General features: G+C 61.6%; 14 protein-coding genes and 1 pseudogene. 5 read left to right on the forward strand and 10 right to left on the reverse strand.

All coding sequences use genetic code 11. The features are described from left to right. From BFL40_RS33880 to BFL40_RS25490, 5 genes and pseudogenes are all read left to right on the forward strand, one after another. Window positions 1-172 (forward strand): annotated as a pseudogene (locus BFL40_RS33880) (IS256 family transposase); the annotation flags it as partial. Window positions 173-352: 180 nt separating this feature from the next. Further along, on the forward strand, window positions 353-943 hold the full coding sequence (locus tag BFL40_RS25475; protein WP_071486524.1) for an antibiotic biosynthesis monooxygenase: 591 nt from the start codon (window positions 353-355) through the stop codon (window positions 941-943). After that, entirely contained in the window at window positions 940-2,778 is a 1,839-nt protein-coding gene (locus BFL40_RS25480) for an amidohydrolase (RefSeq protein WP_071486525.1), read from the forward strand. Before BFL40_RS25475 ends, BFL40_RS25480 begins: the two co-directional genes overlap by 4 nt. A 28-nt stretch (window positions 2,779-2,806) precedes the next feature. After that, complete coding sequence (gene ycaC, locus BFL40_RS25485) at window positions 2,807-3,424, forward strand: isochorismate family cysteine hydrolase YcaC (protein ID WP_071486526.1); 618 nt, start codon at window positions 2,807-2,809, stop codon at window positions 3,422-3,424. Window positions 3,425-3,607: 183 nt separating this feature from the next. Continuing rightward, on the forward strand, window positions 3,608-4,495 hold the full coding sequence (locus tag BFL40_RS25490; protein WP_071486527.1) for a LysR family transcriptional regulator: 888 nt from the start codon (window positions 3,608-3,610) through the stop codon (window positions 4,493-4,495). Between the two features lie 12 nt (window positions 4,496-4,507). Here BFL40_RS25490 and BFL40_RS25495 read toward each other — a convergent pair whose 3' ends face one another. The 10 genes from BFL40_RS25495 to BFL40_RS25540 form a co-directional block, all read right to left on the reverse strand. Beyond that, window positions 4,508-6,628, reverse strand: a complete 2,121-nt coding sequence (locus BFL40_RS25495; RefSeq protein WP_071486528.1) for a TonB-dependent receptor — start codon at window positions 6,626-6,628, stop codon at window positions 4,508-4,510. Between the two features lie 562 nt (window positions 6,629-7,190). After that, entirely contained in the window at window positions 7,191-8,138 is a 948-nt protein-coding gene (locus BFL40_RS25500) for a D-isomer specific 2-hydroxyacid dehydrogenase family protein (protein ID WP_071486529.1), read from the reverse strand. After that, on the reverse strand, window positions 8,135-9,313 hold the full coding sequence (locus BFL40_RS25505) for an acyl-CoA dehydrogenase family protein (RefSeq protein ID WP_071486530.1): 1,179 nt from the start codon (window positions 9,311-9,313) through the stop codon (window positions 8,135-8,137). The genes BFL40_RS25500 and BFL40_RS25505 overlap by 4 nt, the downstream gene beginning before the upstream one ends. Before the next feature lie 13 nt (window positions 9,314-9,326). Continuing rightward, a complete protein-coding gene (locus tag BFL40_RS25510; RefSeq protein WP_071486531.1) occupies window positions 9,327-10,010 on the reverse strand; it encodes a peroxiredoxin-like family protein in 684 nt (227 codons plus the stop codon). Further along, entirely contained in the window at window positions 10,007-11,356 is a 1,350-nt protein-coding gene (locus BFL40_RS25515; protein ID WP_071486532.1) for an LLM class flavin-dependent oxidoreductase, read from the reverse strand. Before BFL40_RS25515 ends, BFL40_RS25510 begins: the two co-directional genes overlap by 4 nt. A 30-nt stretch (window positions 11,357-11,386) precedes the next feature. Further along, window positions 11,387-12,361 carry an ABC transporter substrate-binding protein gene (locus tag BFL40_RS25520; RefSeq protein WP_071486533.1) on the reverse strand — a complete coding sequence of 325 codons (975 nt, stop codon included), beginning with the start codon at window positions 12,359-12,361 and terminating at the stop codon, window positions 11,387-11,389. A gap of 155 nt (window positions 12,362-12,516) precedes the next feature. Further along, window positions 12,517-12,882, reverse strand: coding sequence for a 4Fe-4S dicluster domain-containing protein (locus BFL40_RS25525; RefSeq protein ID WP_071486534.1), 366 nt, complete (start codon window positions 12,880-12,882; stop codon window positions 12,517-12,519). Then, window positions 12,870-14,414 carry an FAD-dependent oxidoreductase gene (locus BFL40_RS25530; protein WP_071486535.1) on the reverse strand — a complete coding sequence of 515 codons (1,545 nt, stop codon included), beginning with the start codon at window positions 14,412-14,414 and terminating at the stop codon, window positions 12,870-12,872. The genes BFL40_RS25525 and BFL40_RS25530 overlap by 13 nt, the downstream gene beginning before the upstream one ends. A 149-nt stretch (window positions 14,415-14,563) precedes the next feature. After that, a complete protein-coding gene (locus tag BFL40_RS25535) occupies window positions 14,564-16,147 on the reverse strand; it encodes a rhodanese-related sulfurtransferase (protein ID WP_071486536.1) in 1,584 nt (527 codons plus the stop codon). Continuing rightward, a complete protein-coding gene (locus BFL40_RS25540; RefSeq protein WP_071486537.1) occupies window positions 16,144-16,755 on the reverse strand; it encodes a cysteine dioxygenase family protein in 612 nt (203 codons plus the stop codon). Before BFL40_RS25540 ends, BFL40_RS25535 begins: the two co-directional genes overlap by 4 nt. Window positions 16,756-16,877: the final 122 nt, after the last annotated feature.

Below are 16,877 nucleotides of genomic sequence, written 5' to 3' on the forward strand. Positions count from 1 at the left end.
GATCATTAAGACCCGAGGCCACTTCCCGACGGACGAAGCAGCGACAAAGTTGATCTGGCTGGGCTTACGCAATATCACTGCGAACTGGGGCAGCGCAGCTCATGATTGGAAGAATGCGATGAACCAGTTTGCGATCCTGTACGGAGACCGATTTATCAGACCGACCTGGTAAAACCAAGGCCTGCCTGAAGGCAGGCCGCTACCGGCCCGCACACAAAAAATCTGACACTCTCATACATGGCCGTTACCGTAGCAACGGATATGTACTCGCTCAGCACATACATTCAATTTTTCCGCCCCAAACCCTCCCAAACTCCCCCCATCGCTCAACGCTCCAGGGGGAATGCGCAACATGGACCCAACACCCAAAACCAGCCCCGACGAAGTCGTTACCCTGGTTGTCAAACACCTCATCAAACCGGGTCGCGAAGTCGACTATGAAGCCTGGCTACGGCGCATCGTACGTATCGCTGGCGAGCGCCCCGGTCACCTCGGTGTCGACGTGGTGCGCAGCAAGCAGAACGGCCTGGCGCTGTTCACCTGCGTACTGCGCTACCGCTCCACCGACGCGCTGGAGCTGTGGCTCGACTCCCCCGAACGCAAAGAACTGATCACCGAAGCCACCCCCATGCTCGCCGATGGCGACAACACTGAAATCGGTGCCGTCAACGAGTTCTGGTTCACTCCCCTGGCTGACAGCGCCGCCAAGCCGCCGCGCTGGAAACAGGCGGTGGTGACCCTGTTTGTGATCCTGCCGCTGACCCTGTTGGTTCCGATCATCTGGGGCCCGGTTTTGCGCCTTCACCCGTTTCTGTCCAACTACGTAGTCGCGACGTTTCTGGTGACCGTGACCATTGTGTGGCTGGTGGTCTACCTGCTGATGCCGGCGGCCACCCGCCTGTTCGCTCCCTGGCTTGAAGCCTCTGTAAAGGAAACCCTATGAACGCCGATCTGATTCTGTTCAATGGCCAGTTCCACACCGTGGACCGTGAAAACCCGCGCGCAACCGCTGTTGCCATCAGCCAGGGACGCTTTGTCGCCGTCGGTACCGACGGCGAGGCCATGGCCCTGCGTGGCAGTGGTACGAAGGTCATCGACCTCAAGGGTCGCACCGTGATTCCCGGGCTGAACGACTCGCACCTGCACTTGATCCGTGGCGGACTGAACTACAACCTCGAACTGCGCTGGGAAGGCGTGCCGTCCCTGGCCGATGCGTTGCGCATGCTCAAGGACCAGGCCGATCGTACGCCCACGCCGCAATGGGTACGTGTAGTGGGCGGCTGGAACGAATTCCAGTTCGCCGAAAAGCGTATGCCCACCTTGGAAGAGTTGAACCAGGCTGCGCCGGATACGCCGGTATTCGTCCTGCACCTTTACGACCGCGCCTTGCTCAACCGTGCCGCCCTGCGCGTGGCCGGCTACACCAAGGACACGCCGAACCCGCCGGGCGGCGAGATCGTACGCGACAGCAACGGCAACCCTACCGGCATGCTGGTAGCGCGGCCTAACGCGATGATTCTGTATTCGACCCTGGCCAAGGGCCCGAAACTGCCGCTGGAATATCAGGTCAACTCGACCCGCCAATTCATGCGCGAACTCAATCGCCTGGGCCTCACCAGCGCCATCGACGCCGGCGGTGGTTTCCAGAATTATCCCGATGACTATGCGGTGATCGAGCAACTGGCCAAGGACGAACAGTTGACGGTGCGCATCGCCTACAACCTGTTCACCCAGAAGCCCAAGGAAGAACTCAGCGACTTCAAGAACTGGACCGGCAGCGTGACCCTGCACCAGGGCGATGACTACTTGCGCCACAACGGCGCCGGCGAAATGCTGGTGTTCTCGGCGGCGGACTTCGAAGACTTCCTCGAACCACGCCCCGACCTGCCGCTGACCATGGAGCAGGAGCTGGAACCGGTGGTCCGCCACTTGGTTGAGCAGCGCTGGCCGTTCCGTTTGCATGCCACGTATGACGAATCGATCTCGCGCATGCTCGACGTGTTCGAGAAGGTCAATCGCGACATCCCGTTCAATGGCCTGCCATGGTTCTTCGACCATGCCGAAACCATTACCCCGAAAAACATTGAGCGCGTACGTGCCCTCGGCGGCGGTATTGCGATCCAGGACCGCATGGCGTTCCAAGGCGAATATTTTGTTGAGCGTTACGGCGCCAAGGCCGCCGAAGCCACGCCGCCGATCAAGCGCATGCTTGCTGAAGGCGTGCCAGTCGGGGCGGGCACCGACGCCACGCGGGTGTCGAGCTACAACCCCTGGACCTCGCTGTACTGGATGGTCAGCGGGCGTACCGTCGGCGGCCTGGAGCTGCACGCCGAAGGCCTGCCGCGCCTGACCGCCTTGGAGTTGTTCACGCATGGCAGTGCCTGGTTCTCGTCCGAGCAGGGCAAGAAGGGCCAGATCAAGGTCGGCCAACTGGCGGACGTTGCTGCGCTGTCGGCGGACTTTTTCAGCGTCGATGAAGAAGCCATCAAGTGGATCGAGTCGGTACTGACCGTGGTCGGCGGCAAGGTGGTGTACGGCGCCGGCGACTTCGAAGATTTCGCACCGCCGCGCGTGCCGGTGCTGCCGGACTGGTCGCCAGTGGTCAAGGTGCCGGGCCATTGGCGCCCAAGCTCGCCCTTGCAGGCTCAAGTACATCAATGCAGCGGTCCGTGCGGCGTGCATTCCCATAGCCATGAAAAAGCGCGCCTTTCCAGCGTGCCGGTCAGCGACTTCCAGGGCTTCTGGGGTGCGTTTGGCTGTTCGTGCTTTGCTTTCTGATTTCCCACCCCCCGTAAGGAGTTGAACCATGGCTAGCCCTCGTTTGAACAAAGATGACGCCGTTGTACTGTTGGTCGACCACCAGACTGGTCTGATCTCCCTGGTGCAGGATTTCTCGCCGAACGAATTCAAGAACAACGTACTGGCCCTGGCCGATGTGGCGAAATTCTTCAACTTGCCGACCATCCTCACCACCAGCTTTGAAAGCGGCCCCAACGGTCCGCTGGTGCCCGAGCTCAAGGCGCTGTTCCCGAACGCGCCGTACATCGCCCGTCCTGGCCAGATCAACGCCTGGGACAACGAAGATTTCGTCAAGGCCGTTAAAGCCACCGGCCGCAAGCAGATCATCATTGCCGGTGTAGTGACGGATGTGTGCGTAGCGTTCCCGACGTTGTGCGCGCTGGAGGAAGGCTTTGAAGTGTTCGTGGTCACCGATGCATCGGGCACCTTCAACGAAACCGTACAGCAGGCTGCCTGGGCGCGCATGACTGCCGCCGGTGCGCAACTGGTGAACTGGTTCGCCGTCGCGTGCGAGTTGCAGCGCGACTGGCGCAACGACATGGAAGGCCTGGCCAACCTGCTGTCGCCGCGCATTCCTAACTACCGCAACCTGATGAACAGCTACTCGGCGTTTACCGCCAAGTAACTCGCTCTCCTTAACACCGCTGCTCAAATGTGGGAGCGGGTTTGCTCGCGAATACGGCGTATCAGTCGATAGATTAATTGGCTGCTCCACCGAATTCGCGAGCAAGCCTGCTCCCACATTTTGTGTTTGTGGTGTGGCCACTGACAGGCTATAAACCAGCCAAATGTCCACCGAGAAGCGACAATGAACCCCTTCGAAGACATGCGCCTGTTCTGCCAGGTCATGGAATCCGGCAGCTTCACCGCCGCCGCTGAGCAACTGGGCCTGTCCAAGCAATTCGTCAGCCGTCGCCTGATCCAGTTGGAAGACCGCCTGGGCGTGCGCCTGCTCAACCGCTCCACCCGCCGCCTGGACGTCACGCCACTCGGCCAGAGTTACTACGAATCCGCCTTGCGCCTGCTCAGTGAAGTCGAGCAAGTGGAGCAGGGCATCGCCGGCCAGAACAGCGAGCCGCGCGGTACCATTCGCCTCAGCGCGCCGCTGTCGTTTGCCATGGCCCACTTGGGCTGCCTGCTGCCGCTGTTCCTGCAACGCCACCCGCAGGTGTCGGTAGAAGTCGACTTGAGTGACCGCCCCGTCGACTTGATCGGCGAGGGCTATGACTTGGTGCTGCGCATCGGCACCCTCGAAGATTCGACCTTGATTGCCCGGCGTATCGCCAGTGTCCAGCGCGTGTACTGCGCCAGCCCCGAGTACCTGGCACTGCACGGCACTCCGTTGAAACCTGAGGATCTGGCCAACCACGACTGCCTGCCTTACGGCCATGGTCGCCAGGTGCAATGGCGTTTCCAGACCAAGGGTAAGCTGCAGTCGGTGAGTGTCAGCGGGCGCATGCGCGCCAATAACGGTGAGCTGTTGCGGGACACGGCCATCGCCGGCCTGGGCGTCACGTACTTGCCGACCTTTATCGTCGCCGACGCCCTGAAGGACGGGCGCCTGGTGACGTTACTGGACGACTTCGCCCCCGAAGCCCTGACCCTGTCGGCGGTGTACCCCCAGCACCGGCAAAGCTCGCGGCCGGTGCTGGCGCTGGTGGCATTTTTGCGCGAACAACTGGCACACGGTTGTTAAGCTGCGTCCCTGTCAGAGGTCGTACCGCACCGACAACAACAGGGTGCGTGGGTCGTTGATCGAATAGTAGCGGGCACCGCTGGACGGTACATAGCCCACCGATTGTGGATAAGCGCGGTCCAGCAGGTTTTTTACCGCCAGGGTGGTGGTCCAGTGGCCGTCGCCACTGATGTAGCGGGTGTTGGCGTTCCAAAAGGTCTGTTGCGGAATTTGCTGGATGTCGTCGTTCAGCGCGTTGGCGTAGGACTTGGTCTGGAACTGCGCGTCAGTGCCCGCAAGCCAAGTACCCGGTAATCCCGCAGGAATGGTGTAGTTGAGGCCGACGCTGGCATTCCAGCGCGGTGAGAACACCAGTTGCTTGCCGTTGGCATTCACCCCCGCACCGCTGGCGTTCTTGAAGTCGTCGTACTGGCTTTCCAGGTAGCCGATGTTGGCGGTCAGTTGCAGGTCGCGGCTCAGGGCGGTGAGGGTTTCCAGTTCGACACCGTAGGTGTGGGCCTGGCCGACGTTGGTGCGCAAGCTCACCCCCAGCGCGGGGTCGTAGGCGTTGGTTTGCAGGTCTTTGTAGTCGTTGTAGAACAGCGCGACATTGGCCCGCAGGCGCTGGTCAAAGAAGTCACCCTTGAAGCCGGTTTCCCAAGTGGTCACGTCTTCCGGCGAGAACGGCTGCTCTGCTGCGGCGCGGGTCGGGGCGCGGTTGTCATAACCCCCCGCCTTGAAACCTTTGGCGACGTAGGCGTACTGATTGAGATGCGGGGTCCAGGCGTATTCGAAGCCGATTTTCGGGCTGGTGGATTGCCAGGATTTGCTCGACTCAGCGGCGAAATTGGTGCCGGTGATCTGCCGGTCAGTGGTGATCGCGTAGTTGGTGAACTCGAAATTCTTGTGCTCGCGGGTAAAGCGCAAGCCGGCGATCAGCGACAGTTGCGAGGTGATCTTGTAAGTGCCCTGGCCATACAGCGCGTAGCTTTCGGTGTTGGTGGTGCTGTACTGGCCCTGGCCAATCACACGGTTGCGCGCGATGGAGTAGGTGAGGTTGTCGCGGTCGGCGTCGAACCGTTCGCGGTACAGGTACAGGCCGGTGCTGAAGCTGAAATTGTCGTAGTCGCCATTGAGCTGGAATTCCTGGGTGGCGTATTTCTGCTTGTAGAGGATCAGGTTGTTCTGGATCAGCGCAGCCTGGCCGGAGTTGTCGTAGTCCACCGGTTGGTGGAACGCCGACCACGCCGTGACCGATTTGAAATTCAGGTGATCGTCGATAGCGTAGATGGCTCGGAGCACCGAGCTGCCTTGGTCGAGACGGTTTTTCGGGTTGAGGCTGCTGTAGCTCTTGAACTTGTCGAAATGGCCGTTGGCATCGAACGGCGTGTAGCTGGTGGTGTCGCCTCGGTCGAAGGTGCCGGCCAGCGTCAACTGTACATCCCACGGCGAATCCTCGGGTTTGTAGCGCAGCTTGCCGCGATAGGACTGGATATCGACGTTGTTCACATCCTTGCCACGGGTCGGATCGGACACGGTGCCGTCGCGCGTCAGGCGGATCGCCGAAAAACTGCCGAACAGGGCGTTGTCCACCAGCGGGCCGCTGATCAGGAAACGGCCGTTCTGCGCGTTGTAGTTGCCGGCGCCGAGTTCGACGAAACCACGGGTTTCCTGAGTCGGGTCGCGGGTGATCACACGGATCGCGCCGGCGCTGCTGTTGCGTCCATATAACGTGCCTTGGGGGCCGCGCAGGACTTCGACGCGTTCGACGTCATTGAAGTCGAGCATCGAGGAAATGGCCCGTGGGATGTACAGGTCGTCGGCGTAGACCGCCACGGCCGACTCCTGGATCGGGTCGGTTTCGCCGATGCCACGAATGCCATAGGTCTGGGCACTGTAGGAGATCGACTGGCGGCTGAGGGTCAGATTTGGCACCTGGCCTGAAAGGTCGCGCACGCTGCGGATCTGCTTGTCGTCGAGGGTCTTTTCGTCGAACGCGGAAATCGCCAACGGGGTTTTTTGCAGGTCTTCGCTGCGGTGTTCAGCGGTGACATTGACCACCGGCAGGGCTGCGTCGTCGGCATGAGCGTATACGCCGAACAAGGCGAGGGAGACAGCGAGTGTGAGGCGATTGGGCGCGAGGCTATGGCTCATGGTGAACCCCTGAGAAAGTGGTGGTTTAGGAGAGGCCTCCACCTGGTCAGGGGTCGGTGCTGACGTAACAATATGGATATGAAAGACGTTCGTAAAAGTCCGATTTGTTATAAGTTATATATAAAAATTATGCATTTTATTGGTGCGTAAAATGCGCATTTATAATTATGTTTTCAGCTCGGCACAAAACAAATGTGGGGGTGGGTTTGCCCGCGATAGCGGTGGTTCAGTCAGCATTTCTGTGACTGAACCACCGCTATCGCGGCATAGGTATCTACACATCTTTTTGTGTCTTGGACTCTGTGGTTGTCGCGGGGCCGCTGAGTACATATCCGTTTTTTGGGTAACGGCCGCTATTGGTTCCGCTCTTACAGCGGGTCACTTTTGGAAAAGAGCCCCAAAAGTAACCAAAAGGGCTTTTCCAAAGTGAGTCGCCGTAAGGGCGAAACCATAAGCGGCCGTTACCACAGCAACGGATATGTACTCAATCTACCTAAAGAAAATGGCCAAGCGCCAAGAGCTGTGTAGATATCTATGGCTATCGCGTGCAAGCCCAACAGCGTCAAGCGTTAGCCAGGTTGGCCAGTTCGAGACCCGAGACGTACCGCTCCAGATTCGCCAAAAATGTATCCGCGATTTCGTGCCGGCTATTGGTGGAAATCGCCGAGGTGTGGGGCGACAAACGCACCCGCGGATGGGTGTACAGCGGATGCCCATCCGGCAACGGTTCCGGCTCAGTCACGTCGAGCGAGGCCAGGCCGACCAGGCCGTTGTCCAACGCCTCCAACAGCGCTTCCTGATCCACCAAACCACCGCGCGCGATGTTGATCAGGTGCAGCCCTGGCTTGGCGCTGCCCAGCACGTCACGGTCGATGATATGCCGCGTGGCCTCAGTCAAAGGCGCCGCCAGCACCACATGGTCGGCGCGGGCAAACAGATCGTGGATATCGCGCGCGGCGTCCACGCCGGCCACGTCAAAGGGCGCCTGGCTTTGGCGTAGCGCGACCACGTTGATGCCCAATGCCTGGGCCTTTTGCGCAAGGCTTCTACCTATTGCGCCAAAGCCGAGAATGCCCAGCGTGGTGCCTTTGAGCGGGCGCAGCGCGGTGAAATTCCACTGGGAATCCTTCACCCAGATATCCGGCAGGTGCTTGGACGCAGCGAAGATCGCCGCCAGCGCGAACTCGGCCAGGTTGTCGGCCGCACTGCCTCGGGAGGTGGTCACCGGTGGGCCGTTGAATAGCCACTGCGGGTAGAAGTCGATGCCTGACGACACCAGGTGCACCCACTGCGCCCCATAAGGCCAACCTGGTGGCGGGGTGTCCGGTGCGGTGTAGCCGCGTACGTTGATCGGGCGCAACAGCAGGATATTCGCCTGGGGTGGCAGATCGCTCGGTACGCCGACGGGTACGCCGATCACTTGGGCCTCGGGATGCAGCGGCGCCAGGCGCTCGCGGATGACCTCGTTGAAATCTTCGTCCAGCTGGCTGGCGATAATCACCTGGCTCATGTGCGTTCCTTTTGACGTTGGGCGAAGACCGCTCTGCCGACGCCTTGCAGCACGGCGTCGTTCTGTGGGGTATGCACGCGACTGCACAGCGCGTCGCGGTAATGCCGTTGCAATGGGCTATGGCGTGAAAGGCCAGGGTTGCCCGAGGCTTCGATAGCCAGCTCGACAGCGCGGATCGCGTTGCCGGTGACCAGGTACTTCAACTGCGCGGCGTTGGCGGCAGGCGTGTGCCCTTCGGCGGCGGCGTCGAGCAGGCTGCGGTTGGCAAACAACAGGGTGTCGATATGCCCGACGGTTTCCTGGAAGCGCGGCAAGGTCGACAGCGCGGCGCCGAGGTTGGACGGCTTGCGCTCTTCCAGCCAGTTCACCAGCCAGTCCCGCGCGGCCTGGGCGACCGCGTCGTACACCGACGACAGCAACACCGACATCCACAGGAAACCATCGGCATCCAGTTCCGGCGACGGCGCGCTCCAGGGGCTGACGCTGACGGCGTGGTCCAGCGGCACCAGCACGTTGTCGAGCACCACTTCATGGCTGCACGTGGCGCGCATGCCCAGGTGGTCCCAGGTGTCGATGATGCTCACGCCGGGGCTGTCCTTGCGCACCAGCCAGGCGCCCACCAATGGGTCTTCGTCATCGCTGCGCGCCCACACGCTGAACCAGCTCAGGCCATGGCTGCCGGTGGAGTAGATCTTGCGCCCACTGATGCGCCAGCCTTCAGCTGTACGTACGGCGGTGGTCGCCGGCAGGCCGCCACGGGCGGGTGTGCCGAGGTCGGGTTCGACGCGCAAGGCGTTGATCAGCGCGCCGTTGCGCACCGCGTCTTCGGCCACTTGCACGCGCAGGTGCTGGGGCCAGGTCTTGCTGTCTTGCAGGCGTGTGTGTTGCAGGTACTGCATCACCAGGATCAGCGCGGTGGAGGGCTCGCCCTTGGCAATCGCGCTGATGGCCTTGCGCGCCTGGGGCAAACTGGCACCGCCGCCACCGAGGGCCTTGGGCACGGTGAGGGCGACTAGGCCGTGCTCATGCAGCCGCTTGAAGTTGGCGTGGGGGAAGGCGCCGCTCTCATCAAAGAGGTGCGCGGAACTGGCCAGTTCGGCGCTGAGGCGTTCGAGCAACGCTTCGAAGTTGGCGACTTCCACGGAGCGCAAGGAAGGTTGTGACGATTGGCTCATGGTTTTGTCCCTATCAAATTGCGAGTTGCACGGGCTGTCGCGCAAGCAGCTGTTCAACCACCTGCAACACCGGCTCCGCTTCAGTACGCACCAGCCAATCCGGGCTCACCTCCACAAACGCTACGCTGCCGTCCCTGGCGATCACTACCACCGTCGGTTGCGGCAATTCCCAAGTGCCGGTGCCGGTGGTTTCGCCGATGCTGTTGCCCTTGGCCAGGGCAGCGTTGCGCGAGGCCTCATCGAAGCTGTAGAGAATCCCCAGGCGTCGCCCAAGGTTGTTATCCGGGTCGCTGGCCACCAGCAGTTGCAGGCTATGGCGGGTCTTGATCTCGATCAGGCGCTGCGGTACTTGCGGGCTGACCGCTACCAGCGGTACCCCCAGTTCGCGCAGTCGTGGGTAGAGTTGGCGTTCGTAGTAGGGCAGGGCGATATTGCACGCCGGGCAACCGGCAAAGCGGAAAAAAATCAGTACCGCAGGGCCGTCGGCCAGCAGCAACTCACGGTTGAGCTCGCCGCCTTCGACGTTGAGCAGGGTGAAAGGGTCGATTTCATCGCCGACCTGCACGTAGTCGTCCGCCCGTGCTTCATCCACCAGGCGCTGGCGCTGGTCGATATTGACTTGCAACGCTGCCGGCGCCCATGTAGCTAAACGTTCGGCATGCAGATCGGCCAACTGACGGTTGAGGGATTCACTCATGCCAGCGCCTCCTGCTTGTCTTCGACCTCGGCGGCGACGCTATAACGGTTGGCCGGCACATCCAGGCCCAGGTTGTCGCGCAGGGTATTGCCGGTGTACTCGGTGCGGAACAGGCCGCGCTGTTGCAGCACCGGCACCACCAGTTCAGTGAAGTATTGCAAGCCATCCGGTAGCACTGAATTGATGATGAAACCATCGCTGGCGCCGGCCTCGAACCAGGTCTGGATCGCATCAGCGACTTGCTCCGGGGTGCCGACAAACTCACGCTTGGGCCGCGAGAAACGCAAGGCCACTTCGCGCAGGGTCAGGCCTTCGTCCTTGGCCAGTTGTTTGATGCGATCGGAGCCGCCTTTTTGGCTATTGGAACCCAGGTCGCCCAGCTCCGGGAAAGGCTCATCCAGTGGGTATTTGCTGAAGTCGTGGTCATTGAACGGTCGGCCGAGGGCGACGATCGCATCTTCCACCGTGACCAGGTCCACGGCTTGCTGGTAACGGCTTTCCACTTCGGCGGCATCACGCCCAACAATCGGGCGGATACCGGGCAGGATCGACAGGCTGTCGACGTCACGACCAAAGCCCTTGGCGCGGCGCTTCAGGTCCTGGGTGTAGGCCAGGCCTTCTTCGAGGCTCTCGACATGCACAAAGATCGCATCGGAGTTTTCAGCGGCGAAATTACGCCCATCCTCGGAAGTCCCTGCCTGGAAAATCACCGGTTGGCCCTGGCGTGAGCGCGCGATATTCAGCGGGCCTTTGACCGAGAAAAACTCGCCCTTGTGTTTGAGCGCATGCAGCTTGCTCGGGGTGAAAAACTCGCCGCTCTGCTTGTTGTAGGCAAAGGCGTCGTCTTCCCACGAGTCCCACAGGCCCTTGACCACGTTCAAGTGTTCCTTGGCGATGCGGTAGCGCACGGCATGCGGTGGGTGCTCGGCCTTGCCGAAGTTGTCGGCGGTGCCGCTGAGCCATGAAGTGACCACGTTCCAACCGGCGCGACCGCCGCTGATATGGTCCAGGGAAGAGAACTGGCGTGCCACCTGGTAGGGCTCGGTGTAGCTGACGGTGACGGTGGCGACCAGACCGATGTTGCTCGTCAGGGCGGCGAGGGCCGAGAGGATGGTCAGCGGTTCGAAACGGTTGAGGTAATGCGGGCTGGATTTGGCGTGGATATGCAGGCTGTCGGCGATAAACACGAAGTCGAACTTGGCGCCTTCGGCCAATTCAGTCTGCTGCTTGTAGAACCCGAAGTTGGTGCTGGCGTTGGGTTGGGCCTGCGGGTGGCGCCATTCGCCCCAGCCGTGGCCGACACCGTGGACCATGGCACCGAGTTTCAATTGACGTGGCTTGCTCATGTTCTGCTCCTTTTAGCGCGATGCTTTTTATCAGCGCGATGCTTGGGAAAGTGGGACACGCTTGGCGTTAAAGCTCTTGTCGAAGCCCTGCGACACGTCGATGTGCTGGGTGATCAGGCCTTCTTTTTGATAGGTGTCGGCGGTGGCTTGCAGGCCACTGATCACGCTGTCGTCGATGGTGACGGGGGTCAGGTGGGTGTCCTTGGCCACCTCGATATGCACGGCCAATGGCAAGCCGGTGATCTTGGCCTGGGCGGCGGCGTATTCATTGGGGTGCACGTTGGCCCAGGCGAAAGCGCGGTCGACACGCGCGACAAAATCGTCCAACTGCGGGCGTTTGTCGGCGATGGCTTGGCTGGTGGCCGCAAAGTACAGGTGGTTGCTCAACAGTTTGTTGCCGCTGATCAGCACGCGAGCCTGGCTTTGCGAGGTGACCACAGTGGTGTACGGGTCCCAGGTGGCCCAGGCATCGACAGTGCCGTTATCCAGCACCAGGCGCGATTCGCTCGGCAGCAGGAACACAAACTCGACGTCCTTGGTCGTCAGGCCGGCGCTGGCCAGGGCCTTGATCGCCAGGTAATGGCCGATGGAGCCGCGCCCGGTGACGATTCTCTTGCCCTTGAGGTCGGCCACGGTCTTGATTGGCGAATCCTTGGGCACCAGCAACGCGGTGGTGTTGCGCCCTTCGGCGTGGATGATGCTGACCACCTTGAGCGAGGCACCGGCGCCGAGAGCGAACACATAAGGGGCGTCACCCAACGCGCCGATATCCACGGCGCCGGCATTCAAGGCTTCGCCCAGCGGCGAGGCGGATGGGAATTCCGACCACTTGATCTCATAGGGTACATTTTTGGTTTCGCCGGCGACTTCCAGCAGCGCCTTGATCGTCGACTTTTGGTTGGCTACCCGCAGCGGTTGCAGGTCGGCGGCATGGGCGGTGGTGATCAGGCCGAGGGCCAGTGCGGTGCCCAGGAGCAGGCGTTTGAACGGGGTGGCAAAGACCATGGGATGCAGGCTCCAGGCAGAACGGATAAGGGTTTGGCTACCTCCGCCTGGAGAAGGGGTCGGTGAGGGGTTAACGTTATTCCCATAAAAACTCGCTGTGAAGTTCTTTTTGGTTATATGTTAATTATTAAAATAATTGATTATGTGGTGATTGATTATTCTCTTATTGCATTTGTTTGTGTGTTGCGCGCCAACGCAAAGATCTCGTCCATGCGCCAATGCTCATTACGATGGGCAGGGTCGTCGGCCCATTCGTCCCAGCCGGAGTCGCGGCGGTATTGACCGAGCAAACCGGCTTCGCGCACGGCGACCGGGTCGGGGTGGCGCGGTTGCTCGCAGTCCGGGTCGACGTAGAGCGCATCGCGGGTGCAATACAGCTCGCACATGAAGCAGGTCTGGCAGGCTTGCTGGTCGGCGATCCGGGGTTTGCCCTGGGTGTCCAGGGCCAGCACATGGGTGGGGCAGACCGCGACACATTGGCCGCAGCTGTTGCACAGATCGGTGTAGATCAGTTCGAGCATTGGAGTTGGCCTTGGCTGACGGGATCGAAGCGCGCCTGTACCTGGTCCACGCCGGATACCCGCAAATGCGCGTCATACAACGGGCTCTGCGCGGGGGTGTCGCTGCGTTGGTGCATACCGCGACTCTCCTTGCGCAGGGCGGCGGCGGTGTAACACCAGCGGGCGGTGGCGGCCATGGCGGCGGTTTCGCGGGCGCGCAGCGGGTTGCTGTCGGGTAACGGTTTTGTGGCGCGCACCTGGTCCCAGATGTTGTCCAGTTCACGCAGCGAACGCTCCAACTGATCACCGGAGCGAAACAGGTTTTTGTCCAAGGGATGGACCTCGGCCTGGATGCGCTGGATCAGCCCATCGCGACCTTGATAACTCGCGCCTTCAAACCCGCGCAGTGCTCCGTGATACGCAGCCTTCTGGCGGGCCAGGCGTGCGGCGCCGCGCCCGGCCCATTGCCCGGTGGACAAGGCCCAGGCGGAGTTCTGTGCGCCGCCGCCTGAGGTCGCACCGGCAATCGGTTCGCGGCTGGCGGCGTCACCCGCTGCGAATACGCCGGGCACCGTGGTCTGGCAATCATCATTCACCAATCGCAAACCGCCGACGCCACGAATGGTGCCTTCGGGATGCAACGTCACGGCAAACCGCTCGCGATAAGGGTCAATACCGCGGCGATCAAACGGCAACATCAGGTTGGGCTGGATGCTCGGCAGTTGCACGCGGATTTCAGTGGGCACTCGATTCAAGCGGCAATACACCGGGCCATTCAGCAACGCCTTGGCCAAATTCTCGGTGAAGCCGGGACCGGTGGCGATCGCCAGTGGCCGATCCGCCGCGTCGAAGTACTCGCCAAAGCTGTAGACCATCGAGCGCGTCATGCTGCTGCCTGCCGCTGCGATGCAGTAGTAGTTGGAAAACTCCATGCCTGACAGTTCGGCACCGGCCTCGGCGGCCATCAGATAACCGTCGCCGGTGTTGGTGTGGTTACCCAGCAAGCGTGACAGAAACGCGCAGCCGCCAGTCGCCAATACCACCGCGCCCGCACGAATCAACCAGTCGCCCCCGGCCTGGCGCCGCCAACCTCGGGCGCCGACCACCGAGCCGTTATCGTCGCGCAGCAGTTCCAGGGCCGGGTGGTGATCGAGGATGGTCACACCGCTGTCGAGCACCCGTCGCCGTAGGCCGCGCAGGTATTCCGGGCCGCGCAGGCCGCGATACTGGGTCTCGCCTTGCTCGTTTTGCGGGAAGTCGTAGTAGTCGCTCAAGCCGGGCAGGCTGGTCCAGGTGGTGTCGATGGCACGGGCCATCCAGCGCGCATCGGCCAGGCCATAGGCGGTGCCCAGGCGTTTTTCGATAGCCGCCTCACGGGCTCCGGGCGGCACCCACCAATGGCCGGGGCCGGCGGTGGCGGTCACACCGCTGGTGCCGCAGTAGCCTTTGTCCACCAGGATCACGTTGGCGCCTTCGCGGGCCGCGCCGACGGCAGCCCAGGTGCCCGCCAGGCCGCCGCCGACGATCAATACATCGCAACTCAATTCGCTCATCGCAACGGCCTCAAAAGTTGTACGCCAGGCGCGTGATGTGCAGGGGCATACGGGTTTCTTCTTGAGTGTGGGTTCAGCCTCCGCCTGGAGAGGGGACGGATGTGGGGCCTGCCCCCTTTATGGGGCAGGCGTGGGGCGTGGTGGTTGGGTCAGATCACGTAAAAACCGTGGGTGCCGTCGCGGGCCAGTTGGTCTACCAGGCCGAACTCCCAATCCAGGTAAGCCTGCATGGCTTCCTTCGGGCTGTCGGTGCCTTCGTACGGCCGGCGGTAGCGGTCGATACGGGGTGAGGCCAAGTGGGTTTCACCTTCTTCCAGCGGCAATTGCTCGGCGATCCAGTGGGTGGTGCCGCCTTGCAGCAGGAATACCGACTTGCCGGTAATAGCCTCGACCTCGGCGACTGCCAGGCGCGCCAGTTGGCTGCTGCCGCAGGTCAGTACATAACGTTCGGCAGGCGGGATTTTGGCCAGTGCTTGCGGTAATTGCGCACGCAGGGCCCAGAACGCGCCGGGGATATGGCGTTTGACGTAATTGACGCTCGGGGTGAAATCCAGCACCACCGTGTCGCCATGGGCCAGCCAGTCGACGAGGGTGTGGGGGCTGATCAGTTCGGCTTGCTGCGGTGCGGGAACCGGGGCCACCCAGGCACCTTTTTCGCTGAAGTGCCCCGGTTGCAGGTCGTCCAGCACATGTACTTCCCAGCCGAGCTGGGCCAGCCAGGACGCGGACATATTGGCGCGCACGCCATCGTCATCCGCCAGCACCAACCGCGCACCACGCACGCTGGCGACGTGGTCGGTTTCCTGCACCAACTGGCCGCCCGGCGTGGAGCGAGCACCGGGCAGGTGACCCGCCTCAAATTCTTCCGGGGTGCGCACATCGAACAGGTAAGTGGTGCGGTTCGTTTCCTGCTGCCAGCGTTGCAGATCGGCCAGGGTGGCGCGGCCGACGCGGGCCTTGTCGGCAACGCGGCGGGCATCTTTCGTGGCGATCAGGCGGTGTTCCTCGGAAGTCGGCGCAAAACGACGCGATTGACCATGGGCAAGTTTTTGCCCGGCCAATGTCCAGCCGATGGTGCCGTTGCGCAGCGCCGACACCGGGTTGGCCACGCCGGCATTGATCAGCGATTGGGTACCGATAATGCTGCGGGTGCGCCCGGCGCAATTGACGATGATGCGGGTGGCCGGGTCCGGCGCCAGTTCACGGGCGCGCAGCACCAGTTCGGCACCGGGCACGCTGATGCCGGTGGGGATGCTCATGGTTTGGTATTCATCGAAGCGGCGGGCGTCGAGCACCACCACATCGGCCTGGCTGTCGAGCAGGGCCTGCACTTCTTCGGCGGCCAACGACGGCGTGTGGCGCTCGCTCTCAACCAGTTCGCCAAAGGCTTTGCTGGGTACGTTAACGTCGATAAACAGCTCGCCACCGGCGTGGCGCCAACCGTCGAGGCCACCCTCGAGCAGGCTGACCTGGGTGTAGCCCAACGCGACCAAGCGCTCAGCGGCACGGCCGGCGAGTCCTTCACCGTTGTCGTAGACGGTGACTTGGGTATCGCGGCGTGGAATGCGCGAATACACCTCGAGCTCCAATTTTGACAGCGGGATATTCGCAGCGAACAGCGGGTGTGATTCGGCAAACGGCGCTTCCTCGCGCACGTCGAGCAGGGCGACTTCTTCATGGTCCAACAGGGCCTGGCGAATCTGGGCGAAGCTGCGGTTCGATACGGTGGTCATAGGGCAGGGCTCTTTTCTTTGGACAAATCCCAGATGTTCGGGAGGAAGGCGTTGGAATAACCGGAGATAAACAGTTTCTCGCTGCCGTCGGGCTGGTACACCGCGCGGCGCACGGCACCGATATTGGCGCCATACACATGAATGCTGATGGACACCTGATCGCTGTGGGCGTTGCTGACCTGATGGATATCACCGACTTTGGGCGACACGGCTTCGACCTGACCCGGCACCAACTCAATGGGTTTGCCTTCGGCGACCAGGCGGCCATCGGGCGCGCGTTCAAAACCTTGGGAAAACTCCGAGCCGCGCAACATGCCGATCAGTCCCCAGACCCTGTGATCATGAATCGGCGTGCTTTGCCCCGGCCCCCATACAAAGCTGACGATGCTGAAACGCTGGCGCGAATCGGCATGCAGCAAAAATTGCTGGTAGCGCTCGGGGTCGGGTTGGGCGAATTCGTCGGGAAGCCAGTCATCATGGCTGACCAGTTGCGCCAGTAGCTTGCCGCCACGGTGCAGCAGGTCGCCTTCGCGTGGATTGCCGTCAATCAGTTCCGCCAGGGCGCCTATGAAGGCTCTCAGTCTCTCGGGGTGTCGGGCCTGGGTCATGGCAATTCCATCAGTGTGTGTTGATGGGTTTATCTAAGCATAATGTTTATAGTTAATATGCTATTTTTTAATGATTAGCTTATAGCTGGAGGTAATTTAGAACCGGTCTGAATAGCGTTAGA

Origin of the sequence: Pseudomonas costantinii, assembly GCF_001870435.1 — a bacterium.
GTDB classification, from domain to species: Bacteria; Pseudomonadota; Gammaproteobacteria; order Pseudomonadales; family Pseudomonadaceae; genus Aquipseudomonas; species Aquipseudomonas costantinii.